This is a genomic window from Streptomyces morookaense, assembly GCF_013030945.1.
Lineage (GTDB): Bacteria > Actinomycetota > Actinomycetes > Streptomycetales > Streptomycetaceae > Streptomyces > Streptomyces morookaensis.
The window spans coordinates 17,141-34,474 of sequence record NZ_JABBXF010000098.1 but is presented as its reverse complement, the minus strand read 5'-3'; the positions used below and the strand labels follow the sequence as shown (position 1 = coordinate 34,474).

Sequence of the window (17,334 nt, the reverse complement as noted above, 5' to 3'; positions counted from 1 at the left end):
CGCCACGGAACCCCGGCTGCGGGTCGTCCACCGGACCGTCAACAGCGGCGGCTGCGGCACCCCGCGCAACGACGGGCTGCGCGCGGCGACTTCGCCGTACGTGATGTTCCTGGACAGCGACGACGTGCTCCCCGCGGGCGCGGCCGCGGCCCTGCTGCGCGCCGCACTGCAGCACGACGCGCCCGTGGCGGCCGGGCTGTGCGTGCGCCGGGAACTCCCCCAGCGGCGCGACACCCGCTGGCAGCCCGGCCTCTACCGCACCGCCGCCGTCCACGACCGGCCCGAGGCGCACGCGGCCCTGCTGCCCGACACCCTCTGCGTCAACAAGCTCTACGCACGCGCCTTCCTCACCGGGAACGGCATCGCCTTCCCCGAAGGGCCCTACCGCTACGAGGACTTCGTCTTCACGGCCCGGGTGCTGGCCGCGGGCCCGCGCGTGGCGACCGTCCCCGACGCCGTCTACATCTGGCACGTGCGCCGGAACGCGGACCGGCCCTCGCTCTCCCTCGACCGGGACCGCATCGGCAACTGGCAGGCGCGCGTCCTCGCCCACCAGCATGCCGTGGAGATCCTCCGCGGCGCGGGTTCCGCGGCGCTCGCGCAGGCCGCGCGGGTGAAGTTCCTCGACCACGACCTGCGCATGTACGTCCGCGAACTCCCCTCCCGCGGGCCCGCATACCGGCGCGCCTGGTGGCACGTGACACGCGGCTGCCTGGCCGCGTACGGGGAGGCCGAGTTCGCCGCCGCCCGCGCCCCGGCGCGCTGGATCGCCCGGGTGCTGCTGGCGGCCGGTTCGCCGCGCGACCTGGACCGGCTGGCCCAGCTGGCCGCCCGCCCCGCACGGCTCCTGCCGCCGTACGCGCAGGTGGCCGGGCTGCCCGTGTGGGCCCGGGACCTGCCGGCGGTCGTCCTCGACGGCCTCGCGGGGCCCGGCGCGAAGCCGGTGCGGCGCCTGCCGGTGACGGTGGACGCCGGGCTGCGCACCGGCCCGGCGCGGGCCGAGCTGCGGCTCCGGGTGCACGACCTCTACGGGCGGCTGGCCCAGGCCGGCCCGCGGAAGGTGACGGTCGAACTGCGCCTGCGCGGCGGCGAGTCGACCGTCGCCTACGCCGCCCCGCTGGCGCCCGAGGGCACGGCCGTGTGGGGAGCGCGCCTGTACTTCGGCCTGGGTGCCCTGGCCGCGCGGGGCCGCGGGGGCACGACCCAGGTCTGGGACGTGAGGGTGCAGCTCCACTGCGGGCGCGGCGGCGCCCCGCTCCGCACGGCGGTCCGCGCGACGGGCCCCGGACTGCGGCGCACGATCCTCCCGAGCGCCCGGCACGGCATCCTGCTCGCCCAGCCGTACGCCACGGCAACGGGCTCCCTGGCCCTGCGCGTTGCACCGGGGGTGCGGGGGGCGGTGGGGATTGCGTTGAGGAAACTGCGACGGCTCGCCTGACGCCCCGAAGGGGCACGGGACGGTCACATATGCGGCTCCGCCGCGTGGGCGCGACCGGCCGCAACGAACCCGCACCAAACGAACCCGCACCGGAAGAACCGCCCGCCAAACGACCGGCTCAGCGCCGAATCTCATCGAACAACCCCTCCCACCGGTCCAGCACCGCCCCCAGGCGCAACGGCGCCACATGGGCCCGGGCCGCCTGCCCGTACCGCACCCGCAGCCCCGTATCCGACATCAGTCGGCGCAACGCCCGCGCAAACGCCTCCGTATCCCCCGGCGGCACCAGCTCCCCCGTCCGCCCCGGCACCACCAACTCCCGCACCCCGCCCGCCAGATCGAAACTCACGCACGGCACCCCGGCGGCAGCCGCCTCCGCCAGCACCATCGGCCGGCCCTCGCGCTCGCTCGTCAGGGCCACGAGCGACAGCTCCCGGTAGGCCGCGGCCATGTCTCCCACCGTGCCGCGGAAACGGACCCGGTCCGCGACACCCAGACGCGCGGTCAGCGCCCGCAGCCCCGGCTCCTCCGGACCGTCACCGAAGAAGTGCAGCTCCCAGCCCGGCAGTTCGGCGGCCGGCGGCGCGACCGCAGCCGCAAAGGCCTCGATCAGTCGGTCCAGCCGCTTGACGGGATCGAGCCGCCCGACGGCACCCACGCGCCGTGTGTCCAGCGGCGCGGCCCCGCCCGGCTCGAACGGCAGTGGATTCGGCATCACCCCCGCATTCGGCAGCCGCCTCCGGCGGAACTCCGCCGCGTCCGCCTCGCTCAGGAAGAGCGCCTTCTCCAGGGCGGGGTAATGCTTCAGGATCAGCTGCAGGTTGGGCGTGTGACACGCCTGGGCGTACGACTCGTGGTACTGCCCGATCCGCTTCAGCCCGGGCGGCCGCGGCACCCCCTCCAGCCACACCGCCGCCCACGGCGAGCCGATGACGACGTACCCCTCCGGCGCCCGGGCGAACCGCCGGGCCAGCCGCTCCCGCGCCCGGTCGCGCTCCGCCCGGGCGGCCCGCGCCGCCCGCAGCCGCGCCGGGCTGAACCGCTCGGCGAGCGAACCGGCCTGCCAGGCGGGCGGCGCCGGGGACCGGTACAGCGTGGTGTGCCGGTAACCGGGGTCGGCATGGTACGCGTGCGGCTCCGGGCTGGGCCGGATGCCGATCAGCTCCACCCGGTGGCCCCGCCCGGCGAAGCCCTGCGCGAGCGTGTGCAGCACCCGCTGCGAGCCGCCCATGGAGTCGACGTCGATGCCGACGAGGAAGAGATTCGGCGCGGGGTTCAACACGGCGCACCTTCCTCGAAGAAGAACTGGTCCACCACGTCCTTGCTCGCGCGCCCCGTCTCCAGCGGGTTGAACCGGGCCTGGAACCGGGCGTACGCCCCGACCCATTCCTCCTCGACCGCCCCCAGGTCCCGCAGTGCGTCGACCAGTTCGCCGGTCCGGGTGAGCATCGGCCCCGGGGCGATCTCCCGCAGGTCGTAGTACGTGCCGCGCACGGCCGTCCGGTACTGCTCGTAGTCGTCGGCGTAGAGCAGGATGGGGCGGCCGAGGTTGGCGTAGTCGAACATCACCGACGAGTAGTCCGTGAGCAGCGCGTCCGAGGCGAGGAGCAGGTCGTTGAGGTCGGTGAACTCCCGTCCGTCGCGCAGCGCGTGCCCCAGTTCGCGCGGCACGGTGTACCGCTCGTAGTAGTGCGGCCGGACGACGATCGTCCACTCCTCGCCCACCGCCCGTACCAGCCCGGCCAGGTCGACGCGGAGCGACGCGCCGCTGTCGCGCGCCCCGTCGCGGAAGGTGGGGGCGTAGAGGAGCACGCGGCGCCCGTCGGGGATCTGGAGGCGCTCCCGGGTGGCGGCGGCCCGGTCGCGCTGGGCGGGGTCGTTCCAGCGGACGAGGACGTCGTTGCGGGGCAGGCCGGTGTGCAGGAGGCGGCCGGTGTATTCGTTGGCCCGGACGAAGGTGTGCTCGAACTCCTCGCTGGGGCGGATCAGGGCGTCCCAGCGGGCCACCATGGCGCGGTGCTGCTGTTGCCGCGCGGCGCCGGCGAGGCGCAGTTCGGGGACGTCGAAGCCCATGTGCTTGAACGCCTGGCCGTGCCAGGTCTGCAGGTAGCGGGTGCCGGGCCGTTTGGCGAACGGCCGGGGGAAGCCGTGCGAGTCGACCCAGTAGCGGGCGCGGGCGACCGCCCGCAGATACTCCCAGCTGCCGCGTCTGACCAGCTCGACGTCCGGGGGGTAGGAGGCACGGCTGCCGGTGTACGACCAGACGATGCGCAACGGGAGCCCGCGGCGCCGGAGTTCCTCGTGGATGTAGCGGGGGCTGTCGGCGTAGCCGCGGCCCTCCAGGGCCTCGAAGACGGCCAGGCCGTCGTCGACGGGGAGCCGGCACAGCTCGTGGTGGGCGAGCTGTTTGGCGCGGGTGCCGGTGACCCGGCGGGCGAGTCTGCGGATGCGGTGCTGCACGGGGCCCAGCCGGGGTGCGGCCGCCTCGGCGCGGGCGAGTGCGCCCGTCCGTTCCCAGGCCACCTGGAGCCGTCCGGCTCCTCGCTGCTCGCAGCCGACGCGCACCGTGTGGCGGCTCAGCGCGGCCTGCAGCGGGGCCGCTCCGGCGGGGGCGAGGACCGAGTCGGTGCGGGTGAGGCCCATTCTGCCGAGGGCGACGACGGGGTGGCGCCGCCCCCGGAACCCCTTGAGGCCGAGCGGCACGCGCCGCAGGTCGACGTCGAACTCCGCGGTGCGGACTGCTCCGTCGCCGTCGGGAGGTGCGTAGCGGAACGGCACCACGAGCGGCCCGGCGGTGGTGGTGAGGCTGAGTGCCGCGCCGACGGGCACGGGCCCGTCGAGCAGCCGCCCGGGGTCGTACGTCCTCAGCACGATCCGCAGGACCGGGCCGCGGAGGCCGAGCCGCTCCGCCTCGTGCCGCAACGGGACGGTGGCGAAGGGCTGTTCGTCCAGGCGCCAGTCGGTGATGTCGAGGGCCGCGGCGACCGCCTCGTCGCCGGGGAGGGCGGAGCCCCAGTACGTCCGGCCGCTGTCGTCCCGTACGACATGACGGGGGGCGATGCGGGGGCGGTCGAGCGTGCGGGCGCATTCGGCGGCCTCGGCGAATCTCCCCGTGCGCAGCAGGTGTTGGCAGATCTGCTGTTCGCGCGGGATCGCGGCGTGTGCCGCGGCGTCGATGCCGTCCAGGCAGGGGGCGACCGCCGCGGCGAACCCCGCGATCCACTCGTCGTCGCGGAACGGCAGGTCGCCGAGGTAGAGGCGCAGGTCGTGGCGGAGGAACTTGGTGTCCTTGGCCGGACGGAGGTCCGCGTTGCCGGTCTCCTCCAGGAAGGCGTCCGCCAGGCGGGCCACCGTCACGCGGTCCGTCGCGTTGCGGAGGCTGTGGCGGCTGGAGGAGATGGACGGCGCGTCCTGCCCGGCGGCGAGGCGCCAGGTGTAGACGGGCCAGGGAACGACGGCGAAGGTGCGGGCGAGGGTGAAGGCCTGGGCGGTGAACAGCCCGTCCTCGTAGTGCAGGCCTTCGGGGAAGCGCAGGCCGTGGCGGGCGAGGAAGTCCGCGCGGTAGAGCTTGTTGGTGGAGAGGGTGTCGAGGAAGTACTCGGGGGCGGCGCGGATGCCCTCGACGAGGCGGACGTCCGCGAAGAGCTCGGGGTACCAGAGGCCCTCGGTGCCGGACTCCTCGGCGTAGCGGGTGACTTCGCCGGTGACGAAGTCCGCGCCTGTCTCCTCGGCCGTCAGCAGCAGGGACTTGCAGGCGTGGTACGGGAGTTCGTCGTCGCTGTCGAGGAACATCACGTGGGCCGCCCGGGCGGCGTCGATGCCCGCGTTGCGCGGGGTGCCGCAGCCGCCGCTGTTGACGGGCAGGCGCAGGAGGCGGACCCGCGGGTCGGCCTGCGCCAGGGCGCGGGCGGCGGCGGGGGTGCCGTCGGTGGAGCAGTCGTCGACGACGATCACTTCGAGATTGTGCAGCGACTGCCCGAGGACGGAGCGCACGGCGCGGGGCAGCCGCCGGGCGTCGTTGTGGACGATCACGATCACGCTGACATCGGGGCGGGACCGGGGCCGTTCGGGGCGTGCGATAGCCACAATTCACCTCACTTCGCGGGCGGTTGCCTACCGGGGGCACTACACAGAGAGTAATCTCCATCACCGACAGTAATCAACCCCCTTCTCCGGCTCCACACCCGGCAGGCCGACAGCCCCAGCACCGCCGCCATTCCCGTGTACATGACGATGTCCTTGAAGGCATGCCGCCGCGCGCTCTCGACCCCGGGCCACGGCACCCCGCCCAGCTGCGGCACCAGCACCATCCAGAACCACACCGACCGCACCGCCGCCGTGCGCACCACCACCGACGCCGCCAGCGAAGGCACCACCACCAGCGCATAGTTGAGAAAGGACGGCCGCGAGCCGAGGAACGCCGCCAGCATCAGCAGCGACGCCGTCTCCACCAGCCGCAGCCCCTCCGCTCCCCCGCACCTCCAGCGCACCGCGGCACACCAGAGAACCACCAGCGCCACCACCACCGCGAGCCCCAGCGCCACCGGGTGCGGCATGCCCACCCGCTCCAGCACCGCGGGCCACGACGCGTCGAAGGGCCGCGCGTAGGCGTCCTGGCCGTGCAGCAGGAACGGCAGCGTCCGGGTGAAGAACAGCTCCGGGCGCGGCATCGCAACGGCCGCGACCAGGGACACGGAGGCCGGCAGCGTCACCGCCCAGATCAGCGCCCGCCACTTCCGGGCGAGGACGAACAGCAGCAGCACGGGCACGAGCATGGGCTTCAGCGCGATGGACGCGCCCACGACCCCCGCCGCCGCCTCCCACCGCCCGCGCCGCGCCAGCAGCAGGGCCAGGGGAAAGGCCGCCACGGAGACGACCGTCCAGTTGCCGAGCGAGACGATGCTGTGGAACGGCAGGAACAGCGCGGTCCCGGCCGCCAGCGCGGCCGCCAGCCGGCTGTCCGCCCGGACGTCGAAGAGGGCCAGCGCCGGCATCAGGGACAGCGCGACGAACAGCCCGGTCACGGCCGGCACCGCATAGAACAGCAGGCGCTCGCCCAGCAGCGTCTCCGGCAGCGCCGCGAAGGCGGCCCCCGGCAGGTACAGGAACCGCCGGTCCGCGTAGGGCGAGCCGCCGTCCAGCAGGGTCCGGGCGGCGCGCACCACCACGTCGTTGTCGATGCCGATGGCCTCCTTCGCGTACGCCCGTACCGTGCTCAGCGCGAGCAGCAGCGCCGCGGCGACGGAGACCGGACGCGACGTCCGGGCCCGCAGCCAGCGGGAGAAGTCGTCACCGGACGCGGTGACGGCACCGGCCTCCGGCGGCGGGGCGACGGGATCCTGGGCGGCTGCGGGCGCGCTCACCGGGCCACGACCTCCAGCAGCGCGAGCCCGCCCGGCCCCCGGGCGGCCGTGCGCAGGGCCGGGTCGTCCTGCGGCAGGCCCGAGCCGCCGCTCTTCTGCAGCACCCAACGCACGCCGAACTCCTTGAGGATGCCGAGCCGTTCGGCCCGGGAGGTGGCAGGGGCGAAGTAGCGCCGGGTGGCGTCCCGGCGCTGCTTCTCGTCGCGGAGGAACACATCGGGGTAGGCGGGGGCGACCGTGTAGGGCCCGTAGGCGGGGAGGACGCGGAGGGCGTAGTAGTCGTCCGTCAGCACGGTCGCCCCCGCGGGCAGTCGTCGCGCGGCCCAGGTGAACCGCGGCCACAGCGCGATGGCCGGGGCGCCGCGCAGCACGGGCGGGACGGCCTCGCGGCGCAGCACGTACGAGACCACCCCGGCCTGGGTCCAGGCCCCGGCCAGCAGGGCCGCCGCCGTGACCCCGGCGAGGACCCGGCGCCGGCGCGGGCCTGCGGCCTCCGCCGCCCGGGCGGTCTCCAGGGCGAGGGCGAGCTGGGCGGGCAGCAGGACGGCGGGGAGGACGCGCCCCCAGGCGTAGTGCCCGGTCAGCCCGCCCGCGGCGAAGACCGCCAGGCCCAGGGCGCAGAGCAGGACCAGCGGGTCCCGCCGGTCGCGCCGCAGACGCAGCACCAGTGCCGCCCCGCCCAACAGGGCCGCCAGGCAGAACTTCTGCGGCAGCCGGTCGTACAGCGGCCGGTGTACGGCGTCCAGTCCGGACGGTCCCAGCAGCGAGAAGAAGGAGTAGTACGGCCACAGCAGCAGCACCGCCACCGCCACCGTGCCCCCGGCTGCCGCCCGCAGCAGGACCGTACGCCCGGGCCACGGCCGCGCCCCCAGCAGCACGGCCGCTACGCCCAGCACGGCGACGGCCCCGGTGAACGGATGGACGAGCAGCACCACGGCGAGCAGCAGCCCGAGCCCCACGAAGGCCGGGAGCCGCCAGGCGTGGGCCACGGCTCTGCGCAACAGGGCCCACAGATGCAGCGCCATACCGAGCGCCAGAGTGCTCGGGTAGGCAAGCGTGAGCGCCAGCGAGGTGAGCCCCGGCACCCCGCTCCACGCGAACAGCCGCACCCCGTACAGCAGCAGCACGCACAGCAGCGCAAGGGGCACGGCTGTGCGTGCACGGCTGAACGTCCGGACGAACGCACGGATGCCGCTGCCGAGCATCAGGAGACCCGCCAGACCAGCCAGCCGGAGCACCGTGAATGTGCTCCAGCCGGTCACGCCGGCCAGCAGCGCCAGCAGGACCGTCCACGGCGAGTAGTAGGGACTGGGCGTGTCCGCGTCCACCAGCGGGTTGCCGGGATGGAGCAGGTCGGTGCGCAGCCGCTCCAGCACCGCACCGTGCATCCCCAGGTCCCCCGACCAGGGCAGCCGCACCACCATCAGCAGGAGCAGGACGGCCAGCAGCAGGACGGCTGCCGTGGCCGCCCGCCGCGGGAGGTCCGCCCGGAGGGCGAGGGGGTGCGGGGTCACGGTGACCGCTCAGCGGGCCCGGTGATGCCCGTGTCCCCCGGGGGCGCGCAGTGTCCTGGAGCGCAGCCGCCAGGGCATGGCGACGGATTCGAGCTGGACCGCGAGGTTCATCTTCGACTCCCCGGCGGTCCGGTCCTCGAAGTGGATCGGCACCTCCATGACCGTGAAACCGGCGCGCAGCGCGCGGTACTTGGTCTCCACCTGGAAGCTGTAGCCCGCGCTGTCGACGGAGGCGAGGTCGATGGCACGCAGGGCCTCCGCGCTCCACAGGTTGAAGCCGCCGGTGATGTCGCGCACGCGGGTGCCGAGGATGGTGGAGGCGTAGGCGTTGGCCCAGCGGGAGAGCAGCTTGCGGTGCGTCTTCCAGGCGTCGGAGAGGGTGCCCCCGGGCACGTAGCGGCTGCCGACGACGACGTCCGCGCCGGTGGCGAGGGCGACGCCCAGCATCTCGGCGATCTTGTCGGCCGGGTGGCTGCCGTCGGCGTCCATCTGCAGCACGTACGCGGCACCCTCCTCGACGGCGCGGGCCATGCCCGCGGCGTAGGCACGGCCGAGGCCGTCCTTGGTGGTGCGGTGCAGCACGCCGACGCGGGGGCGCCCTGGCTCGTTGTACTTCTCGGCCAGCTGCTCGGCGATGTCGCCGGTGCCGTCGGGGCTGCTGTCGTCGACGACCAGCAGCCGCAGACCCTCCAGGGGGAGGGCCATGAGCGCCTCCGCCATGGTGGGCAGGTTCTCCGCCTCGTTGTACGTGGGCATCACCACGGTCGTCGTGGTGCGGCCCCATTCACCGGGGAGCGGTCTGCCGGGGTCGGGGATGCGCGGAGCACTCATGGGCCCATCCTTGTCGGTACGCCGGTACGGCTCGGGTTCGGGGGTCAGACGGCGGAGTAGCGGATTGCGGCATCGGGGATGGCGGTGCCGCACCAGATGCGGGCACCGTCGCGCAGTTCGTTGTCCGCGCCGACGGTGGAGTGGTCGCCGACGACGGCGCCGTCGAGCACGGTGCGGGTGCCCACCCGGGCGCCCGTGCCGATCATCGAGGCCCGCACCCGCGCCCCCGCCCCGATGCGGGCGCCGTCCAGGACGACGGACCCGTCGATCTCGGCGCCCGCCTCGACGTGGGCGCCGGCGCCGACGACCGTGCCCCCGCCGAGCCGGGCCCCGCGCTCGACGCGGGCGCCGGGCAGCACCAGGTACTCGCCGGGCTCCCCGGGCACGGCCGGCGAGTGCACGATGCCGCGGACGAGGTCCGCGGAGGCCTGGATGAACGACGCGGGACGGCCCAGGTCCAGCCAGTACGCGCCGTCGACCACCCCGTGCAGCAGGGCACCCTCGGCCAGCAGCCCGGGGAAGGTCTCCCGCTCGACGGAGACCGGGCGGCCCGCCGGGATGGTGTCGATGACCTCGCGCCGGAAGACGTAGCAGCCCGCGTTGACCTGGTCGGTGACGATCTCCTCGGGGCGCTGCGGCTTCTCGGTGAAGGCGGTCACCCGCCCGTCGGGGCCGGTCGGAACGAGCCCGAAGGCCCGCGGATCGGCGACCCGGGTCAGGTGCAGGGTGACGTCGGCCTGGGCCTGCTCGTGGCGGTGCAGCAGCTGCCGGACGTCGAGGCCGGTGAGGATGTCGCCGTTGAAGACGAGGACGGGGTCGCCGGGTCCGGCCTCGAGCGCGGGGGTGGCGGCGCGGATGGCGCCGCCGGTGCCGAGCGGCTCGTCCTCGGTGACGTAGGTGAGCCGCAGCCCGTGCGCGGAGCCGTCGCCGAAGTAGGGCTCGAAGACGTCGGCGAGGTAGCAGGTGGCCAGCACGACATGGCGGACGCCGGCGGCTCTGGCGCGGGCCAGCTGGTGGGCGAGGAAGGGCACCCCGGCGGCCGGGACCATCGGCTTCGGCGTGTTGATGGTGAGCGGCTGGAGCCGGGTCCCCTTGCCGCCGACGAGCAGTACCGCCTCTGTCATGCCTCGTCCCTCGTCATGCGCCGGCCTCGCTGCCCGCGCCGCCGTCGCTCTTGTCGCCTGCTGTCGTCATACCGTCGCACTGCGTCATCTTCCGCGGCAATTTACACTACAATCGGTTGTCTGCGCGCACTGTGCGCAATGTCCGCTATGCGTGGCGACCGTACAGGGAGAGGCCCTTGCGACCGAGGGAACCGGGGAAGAAGAGCGCGCCCGCCCGGACGGGGCTGCGGGCGCTCGGGCAGGAATTCGCCAAGTTCGGCACCGTGGGCGGGCTGGGGATCTTCGTCAATCTGGCGGTCTTCAACCTGTGCCGGGGCATCACCGGCCTGCCGGTGGTGCGCTGCAGCGTGATCGCGACCGTCGTCGCCATCGCCTTCAACTACCTCGGCCTGCGCCACTTCGCCTACCGCGACCGCGACCGCGGCCGGCGCAGCAGGGAGATCCTGCTCTTCGCGGCCTTCAGCGCAGCCGGGCTGATCGTCGAGAACGGCGTCCTGTACGTCGCCACCTACGGCTTCGGGCTGCACACACCCTTCGAGAGCAACGCCTTCAAGTTCCTCGGCATCGGGACCGCCACGCTGTTCCGCTTCTGGTCCTACCGCGCCTGGGTGTTCCGGGCCCTGCCCGGCCTGCCGCACGGCGCCGCCCCTCACGGCGACCCCTCGAACACCACGAGCAGCCCGGCCGCGTACCAACCCGAGACCACCGCACCTCCACCGTAGAGACAGATCTGCACGCCAAGCGGAGCACGCGCGAGCGGCCGGGCCGCCAACAGCAGCAGAACCGGCAGGAACGGCAGCATGAAACGTGGCTTGGAGAACGGCGAGCCGGGCGTCCCGACCGTCAGCACCCAGGCCCCCGCGAGCGCCACCACCAGCGGCCACGGCACCGTGCGGTCCAGCGCCAGGGCCAGTACCCCGACGGCCGTCAGCAGGACCAGCGCGAACACGGCGGCGTGCCGCACGTCGTCGGTGCCGTGGACGTTCCGGTAGAACAGGATGCCCTTCAGGACATGCGCCGTGCCCCGGCCGAAGTCGAAGCTCTGCCCCCACGCCTTCTCCGCCTCGAACCAGCCGTCCGCACGCCCCACATGGCTGCCCAGGAACAGCCAGCTGCCCGCCAGCCCCAGCGGGGCCAGCACCAGCACCGCCCACGGCCGCCACCCGCCACGGCGCCGCACCAGCGCCCAGCAGGCGGCCAGCGCCACCGTCCCGACCAGCACCGTGGCCGTCGGCCGCACCGTCCCCGCCACCACGCACAGCACGGCGGCCGTCAGCCAGCGGCCCGCCAGCAGCGCCACCAGCGTCCACAGCAGCACCGCGGCGAACACCGCCTCCGAGTACGGCACCCACAGCGCGAAGGCGTAGGGCGAGGCGGCCCACAGCGCCACGCACGCGTACCCCGCGGCCGCGCTCCCGCCCACCGCCCGGACCAGCCGGTAGGCCCCCGCCGCGGCCAGCGCGGCCGCGCACCAGGAGACCGCCACGCCCGCGTACGCGTACGGCAGGCGCGTCACCATGTGCATGCCCCTGATGAGCGCCGGGACGAGCGGGAAGAAGGCGAGCCGGGTGAACTTCGGCGTCCCGTCGTCGCGCAGCGGGAGCGAGCCGGGATAGCCGCGTTCGGCGATCTTCAGGTACTGCCCGCTGTCCCAGCGGTGCAGCAAGTAGCCGACGGAATGGCCGAGGTGATGGTTGATGAGCAGGCAGACCGCGAACCCCACGCCCGAGACGGCCAGCTGGACCCCCGCCGCGACGACCGTCCCCCGGACCGGCCGGCCGCCAACAAGCCGCGAAACGACTCCCATTGGTCTCTCTTAGCACGGCAAAGGGGCGGCCCCGGGAACAATTCCCCAGGACCGCCCCTTTTGTGCAAGGCGTAGGAATTCTCGTCAGCCGGCGTTCACCGGAAGACCAGATTCCGGTCAGGTGTGCGTACGGAGCAGCGTACGCATCGTCCGCATCGCGACCGACAGGTTCGCCAGGTCGAACGCGTCCGAGCCCCGGATCTCGTCCAGCGTCGTCCGCGCGCGGTTGAGGATCGCCGCGTTCTTCTCCTCCCACGCCGCGAAGCGCTGCTCCGGCGTCGAGGTGCCGTTGCCCACGGACAGGACGTCGGAGGTGAGCGCCGCATGGGCCGCGTAGAGGTCCTCACGGATGGACGCGCGGGCCATGGACTGCCAGCGGTCGGACCGCGGCAGCTCGATGATCTTGTCCATCAGCTGGCTGATGTGCAGGCGGTCGCCCAGGTCGTAGTAGACCTCGGCCACGTCCAGCGGCGCCTTGCCGATGCGGTCGGCGATGGCGACGATGTCCAGCGTCGGGAAGGCGGACGAGAAGCCCGCGACCCGCATCGCCAGCTCGCCCGGCACGCCGGCCTCCACCAGCTCGTCGTTGATCGACTGCCACCAGGTGCTGTCGGCACCGCGCAGCAGCTTGGGCAGCTCGGCCCAGACCGTGTCGACGCCGTCGCGGAAGAACTCCGTCGTCTCGGTGAGCTGCAGCGGCTGCGGCCGGTTGTTGAGCAGCCAGCGCGTGCCGCGCTCGACCAGGCGGCGGGAGTGCAGCCGGATCCGGGTCTGCACGTCGGCACCGACGATGTTGTCGAGCGACTCGACGGCGTCCCACACGGCGTTCAGACCGAAGATCTCCCGGGCCGCGGTCTGCGCCCGGACGATCTCCTCGATCGAGGCGCCGGTCTCCTCGCGGAGCCGGTGCAGGAAGGTCGAACCACCGGAGTTCACCGTGTCGTTGACCAGAACGGTCGTCACGATCTCGCGGCGCAGCGGGTGATTGTCGATCTGCTCGCCGAACGACTGGCGCAGCGCCTGCGGGAAGTAGGCGTACAGCAGCCGCTCGAGGTACGGGTCGTCGGGCAGCTCGGTGGCGAGCAGCTCCTCCGCCGTGGTGATCTTGATGTAGGCGAGCAGGACGGCCAGTTCGGGCTGGGTCAGCCCGCGGCCGGCGGAGAGCCGCTCACGGATCTGCCGGTCGGTGGGCAGGAACTCCAGGGCGCGGTCGAGGTGTCCGTCGCGGCCGAGGCGGCGCATGATCCGCTGGTGCGCGTGGAGCAGGCTGGGGGCCTGGGCCACGGCGTTGGCCAGGGCCACGTTCTGCGCGTAGTTGTTGCGCAGGACGAGCTCGCCGACCTCGTCGGTCATCTCGGCGAGCAGCTTGTTGCGCTGCTTGACGGTCATGTCGCCGTCGGTCACCAGGGCGTTGAGCAGGATCTTGATGTTCACCTCGTGGTCCGAGGTGTCCACACCGGCGCTGTTGTCGATCGCGTCCGTGTTGACCCGGCCACCGGTGCACTCCGGTCCGCCGGCGGAGGCGAACTCGATCCGGCCGAGCTGGGTCAGGCCCAGGTTGCCGCCCTCGCCGACCACCTTGACGCGCAGGTCCCGGCCGTCGACGCGGATCGCGTCGTTCGCCTTGTCGCCCACGTCCGCGTGGGACTCGGCGGAGGACTTGACGTAGGTGCCGATGCCGCCGTTCCACAACAGGTCGACCGGCGAGCTGAGGATGGCCTTCATCAGCTCGGCGGGGGTCATCTTGGTGACGCCCGGCTCGATGCCGAGGGCCTCGCGCACATGCGCGTTGACCGGGATCGACTTGGCCGTGCGCGGGTGGATGCCGCCGCCCGGGGACAGCAGCTTGGCGTTGTAGTCGGCCCAGGAGGAGCGGGGCAGCTCGAACAGCCGGCGGCGCTCGGCGTAGGAGACGGCCGCGTCCGGCGTCGGGTCGAGGAAGATGTGGCGGTGGTCGAAGGCGGCCACCAGGCGGATGTGCTCGGAGAGCAGCATGCCGTTGCCGAACACGTCACCGGACATGTCGCCCACGCCGACGACCGTGAAGTCCTGGGTCTGGGTGTTGTGGCCGAGCTCGCCGAAGTGCCGCTTGACGGACTCCCAGGCGCCGCGGGCCGTGATGCCCATGCCCTTGTGGTCGTAGCCGGCCGAGCCGCCGGAGGCGAACGCGTCGCCCAGCCAGAAACCGTAGGACTCGGCGACCTCGTTGGCGATGTCCGAGAACGTCGCGGTGCCCTTGTCGGCGGCGACGACGAGGTAGGTGTCGTCCTCGTCGTGGCGCACGACGTCCTTGGGCGGGACGACCTCGCCGCCGACCATGTTGTCGGTGATGTCGAGCAGACCCGAGATGAAGGTCTTGTACGAGGCGATGCCCTCGGCCAGCCACGCGTCACGGTCCACCGACGGGTCGGGCAGCTGCTTGCCGACGAAGCCGCCCTTGGCGCCGACCGGCACGATGACGGTGTTCTTCACCATCTGCGCCTTGACCAGCCCGAGGATCTCGGTGCGGAAGTCCTCGCGCCGGTCGGACCAGCGCAGACCGCCGCGCGCGACCTTGCCGAAGCGCAGGTGCACGCCCTCGACGCGCGGGGAGTAGACCCAGATCTCGAACGCCGGGCGCGGCGCGGGCAGATCGGGGATGGCCTGCGGGTCGAGCTTGAGGGACAGGTACGGGTGCGGCCTGCCGTCCGCCGCCTTCTGGAAGTGGTTCGTCCGCAGCGTGGCCTTGATGACCGTCAGGAAGGCCCGCAGGATGCGGTCCTCGTCCAGACTGGCGACCTGGTCCAGCGCGCCGTCCAGCTCCTCCATCATGCCGTCGATCAGCTCGGTGCCGGCGTGCTGCAGCGCGGGCGACATCCGGGCCTCGAAGAGGTTGACCAGCAGGCGGGTGGTGTGGACGTTGTTGCTGAGGGTGTCCTCCATGTACGCCTGACTGAACGGCGAACCGGCCTGCCGCAGGTACTTGGCGTAGGCCCGCAGGACCATCGCCTGACGCCAGTCGAGACCGGCGCGCAGGACGAGGTTGTTGAAGTTGTCGTTCTCCGCGTCACCGGCCCACACGGCGGCGAAGGCGTCCTGGAAGCGGTTGCGGGCGTCGTCGCCCTCGACCCGCTCCGGCATCCGCAGGCCGAAGTCGTAGATCCACGCGGTCGTCCGGTCCGAGCAGCGCAGCTCGTACGGACGCTCGTCGACGACCTCGACGCCCAGGCGCTGGAGCACCGGGAGGACGGCGGACAGGGAGACCGGCTCGCCCGTGCGGTAGATCTTGAAGCGGCGCTCGCCGGGGGCCGCGCCGACCGGCTCGTAGAGGCTGAGCTCGAAGTCGCGGTCGCCGCCGGCCGTGGTCAGCTTCTCCAGGTGACCGAGGTCGGAGACGGCGCTGCGCGGGCTGTGGTCGGCCTTGTAGCCCTCGGGGAAGGCCTGGCCGCCGTAGCGGCGCAGCAGCTCGGCGGCGCGCTCCTCGCCGACCTCGGCGGTCAGCGTCTCGGCGAAGCCGTCGGCCCAGGAGCGGGCGGCCTCGACCAGGCGGCCCTCGATGCGCTCGACGTCGGCGTCCGTGAGGTCCGGCAGGGTGGAGCCGGCCTCGACGCGGACGACGAAGTGCAGCCGGGAGAGGACCGATTCGGTGTTCCAGGCGGTGAAGTCGACGACGGTGCCGTTGAGTTCTTCCTTGAGGATGTCGATCAGCCGCAGCCGGACGGCCGTGGTGTAGCGGTCGCGCGGCAGGTAGACGAGGGCGGAGAAGTAGCGCCCGTACTCGTCGCGCCGCAGGTACAGCCGCAGCCGGCGGCGCTCCTGCAGGTAGAGCACGCTGGTGGCGGTGGAGCGCAGCTGGTCCGGCGGGATCTGGAAGAGCTCGTCGCGCGGGTAGGTCTCCAGGATCTGGAGCAGGTCGCGCCCGTCGTGGCTGTCGGCGGAGAAGCCGGCGTCGGCCAGCACCTTGGCGACCTTGCGGCGGATGACCGGGACGCGGCGGACGGACTCGGTGTACGCGGCCGAGGAGAACAGGCCGAGGAAGCGGCGCTCGCCGATGACGTTGCCGTCGGCGTCGAACTTCTTCACCCCGACGTAGTCGAGGTAGGACGGACGGTGCACGGTGGCGCGGCTGTTGGCCTTGGTCAGGACGAGCATCTTGTGCTCGCGGGCCTTGGCGCGGGCGTCCGCCGGGAGCCGGCTGAAGGACGGCGAGGTCGGGCGGGAGAGCGGGGCGTGGTGGCCGTCGTGGTGCCCGTCCGGGGTGTGGGCGGGGTCGGAGCGCAGGATGCCCAGACCGGTGCCCGGAACGGCGCTGAGGGTGTCCTCCTCGCCGCCCTGCTCCGTGCCGACCTTCGTCAGCTCGTACTCGCGGTACCCCAGGAAGGTGAAGTGGTCGGCGGCGAGCCAGCGCAGCAGCTCGCGGGCCTCGCTGACCTCGGTCCTGGGGACGTCGGCGGCGACGGGCTCGGAGGGCAGGCCGTCGGCGATGCGCAGCGCGGCGTCGCGCATCTTCTCCCAGTCCTCGACGGCCTCGCGGACGTCGGAGAGCACGCGCACCAGATCGGCGGCGATCTGCTTGAGGTCGTCGCGGTCGGTCTCGCGGTCGATCTCGACGTGGATCCAGGACTCGACGAGCGCGTCGTGCGGCAGCTCGGCGCCCTTGCCGGTGCCGTGGGCGTCGCAGGAGGAGCCGAGGACCTCCAGGAGGCGGCCGGTGAGGTCGCGGCGGACGACCATCTGCGGGTGGATCACCACGTGGATGCCGCGGTTCTGGCGGGACAGCTCGTTGGTGACCGAGTCCACCAGGAAGGGCATGTCGTCGGTGACGACCTCGACCACGGAGTGGCTGGACGTCCAGCCGTTCTCCTCGACGGTCGGCGTGTGCACGCGGACGTTCGCGGTGCCCTGGGGACGGTTCTCGGCGAGCCGGTGGTGCGAGATGGCCGCACCGTAGACGTCGACCGGGTCGCGGCCGGTGAGGTCCTCGGGCGCCGTGTGCAGGTAGTAGCGCTGGAGGAAGGCGGCCAGGGCCGCGGGGTCGAGCCCGCCCTCGCCCTTCGGCCCGTTCGTCTGCGGCCCCCCGGCCGATCCGCTCTCAGCGACGCGGGCCGCCCGCTCGAGCAGCTCGGCCTTGGCTTCGTCCAGCTTGGTCTGCATGTCCTCTGGCTCCTGTCGCGCGCCGTTGCGTGACATAGGTGGTGATGGCATCACGCCACGACCCGGGGTGTCCGGTCGTCGTCGACGGTATGCCTGGATGAGGGGTGACCGGGCCGTTTCTGGC

At 73.1% G+C, this 17,334-nt stretch carries 10 protein-coding genes; 2 read left to right on the top strand and 8 right to left on the bottom strand.

Features of this window, described 5'->3' with window-relative positions; all coding sequences use genetic code 11:
• A partial coding sequence (locus HG542_RS30345; protein ID WP_171087086.1) for a glycosyltransferase family 2 protein occupies positions 1-1,438 on the top strand: 1,438 nt, incomplete at its 5' end.
• A gap of 118 nt (positions 1,439-1,556) precedes the next feature.
• Here HG542_RS30345 and HG542_RS30340 read toward each other — a convergent pair.
• The 6 genes from HG542_RS30340 to manB are packed head-to-tail and all read right to left on the bottom strand — an operon-like array spanning position 1,557 to position 10,270.
• On the bottom strand, positions 1,557-2,720 hold the full coding sequence (locus HG542_RS30340; RefSeq protein WP_308699114.1) for a glycosyltransferase: 1,164 nt from the start codon (positions 2,718-2,720) through the stop codon (positions 1,557-1,559).
• The gene (locus tag HG542_RS35995) at positions 2,714-5,524 is read right to left on the bottom strand and encodes a bifunctional glycosyltransferase/CDP-glycerol:glycerophosphate glycerophosphotransferase (protein ID WP_229922910.1); all 2,811 of its coding nucleotides are present in this window, start codon (positions 5,522-5,524) and stop codon (positions 2,714-2,716) included. Before HG542_RS35995 ends, HG542_RS30340 begins: the two co-directional genes overlap by 7 nt.
• Positions 5,525-5,532: 8 nt before the next feature.
• Complete coding sequence (locus HG542_RS30330; protein ID WP_171087082.1) at positions 5,533-6,801, bottom strand: glycosyltransferase family 87 protein; 1,269 nt, start codon at positions 6,799-6,801, stop codon at positions 5,533-5,535.
• Complete coding sequence (locus HG542_RS30325) at positions 6,798-8,315, bottom strand: hypothetical protein (RefSeq protein ID WP_229922909.1); 1,518 nt, start codon at positions 8,313-8,315, stop codon at positions 6,798-6,800. Before HG542_RS30325 ends, HG542_RS30330 begins: the two co-directional genes overlap by 4 nt.
• 9 nt (positions 8,316-8,324) lie before the next feature.
• Positions 8,325-9,146: a polyprenol monophosphomannose synthase gene (locus tag HG542_RS30320; RefSeq protein ID WP_171087080.1), complete on the bottom strand. Its 822-nt coding sequence runs from the start codon at positions 9,144-9,146 to the stop codon at positions 8,325-8,327.
• Positions 9,147-9,190: 44 nt separating this feature from the next.
• On the bottom strand, positions 9,191-10,270 hold the full coding sequence (gene manB / locus HG542_RS30315; RefSeq protein WP_171087079.1) for a mannose-1-phosphate guanylyltransferase: 1,080 nt from the start codon (positions 10,268-10,270) through the stop codon (positions 9,191-9,193).
• Between the two features lie 176 nt (positions 10,271-10,446).
• Here manB and HG542_RS30310 point away from each other — a divergent pair, with 176 nt between their 5' ends.
• Complete coding sequence (locus HG542_RS30310) at positions 10,447-10,992, top strand: GtrA family protein (protein ID WP_171087077.1); 546 nt, start codon at positions 10,447-10,449, stop codon at positions 10,990-10,992.
• Here the strand turns inward: HG542_RS30310 and HG542_RS30305 are convergent.
• Together HG542_RS30305 and HG542_RS30300 are read right to left on the bottom strand one after the other, a co-directional pair.
• On the bottom strand, positions 10,920-12,077 hold the full coding sequence (locus HG542_RS30305; protein ID WP_171087075.1) for a hypothetical protein: 1,158 nt from the start codon (positions 12,075-12,077) through the stop codon (positions 10,920-10,922). The genes HG542_RS30310 and HG542_RS30305 overlap by 73 nt on opposite strands.
• 117 nt (positions 12,078-12,194) lie before the next feature.
• Entirely contained in the window at positions 12,195-17,210 is a 5,016-nt protein-coding gene (locus HG542_RS30300) for an NAD-glutamate dehydrogenase (protein WP_171087073.1), read from the bottom strand.
• Positions 17,211-17,334 lie beyond the last annotated feature (124 nt).

Excerpts from the sequence above, each read along its gene's own strand:
- HG542_RS30305 (WP_171087075.1), bottom strand. The coding sequence starts at position 12,077 with ATGGGAGTCGTTTCGCGGCTTGTTGGCGGCCGGCCGGTCCGGGGGACG.
- manB (WP_171087079.1), bottom strand. The coding sequence starts at position 10,270 with ATGACAGAGGCGGTACTGCTCGTCGGCGGCAAGGGGACCCGGCTCCAG.
- HG542_RS30320 (WP_171087080.1), bottom strand. The coding sequence starts at position 9,146 with ATGAGTGCTCCGCGCATCCCCGACCCCGGCAGACCGCTCCCCGGTGAA.
- HG542_RS30300 (WP_171087073.1), bottom strand. The coding sequence starts at position 17,210 with ATGCAGACCAAGCTGGACGAAGCCAAGGCCGAGCTGCTCGAGCGGGCG.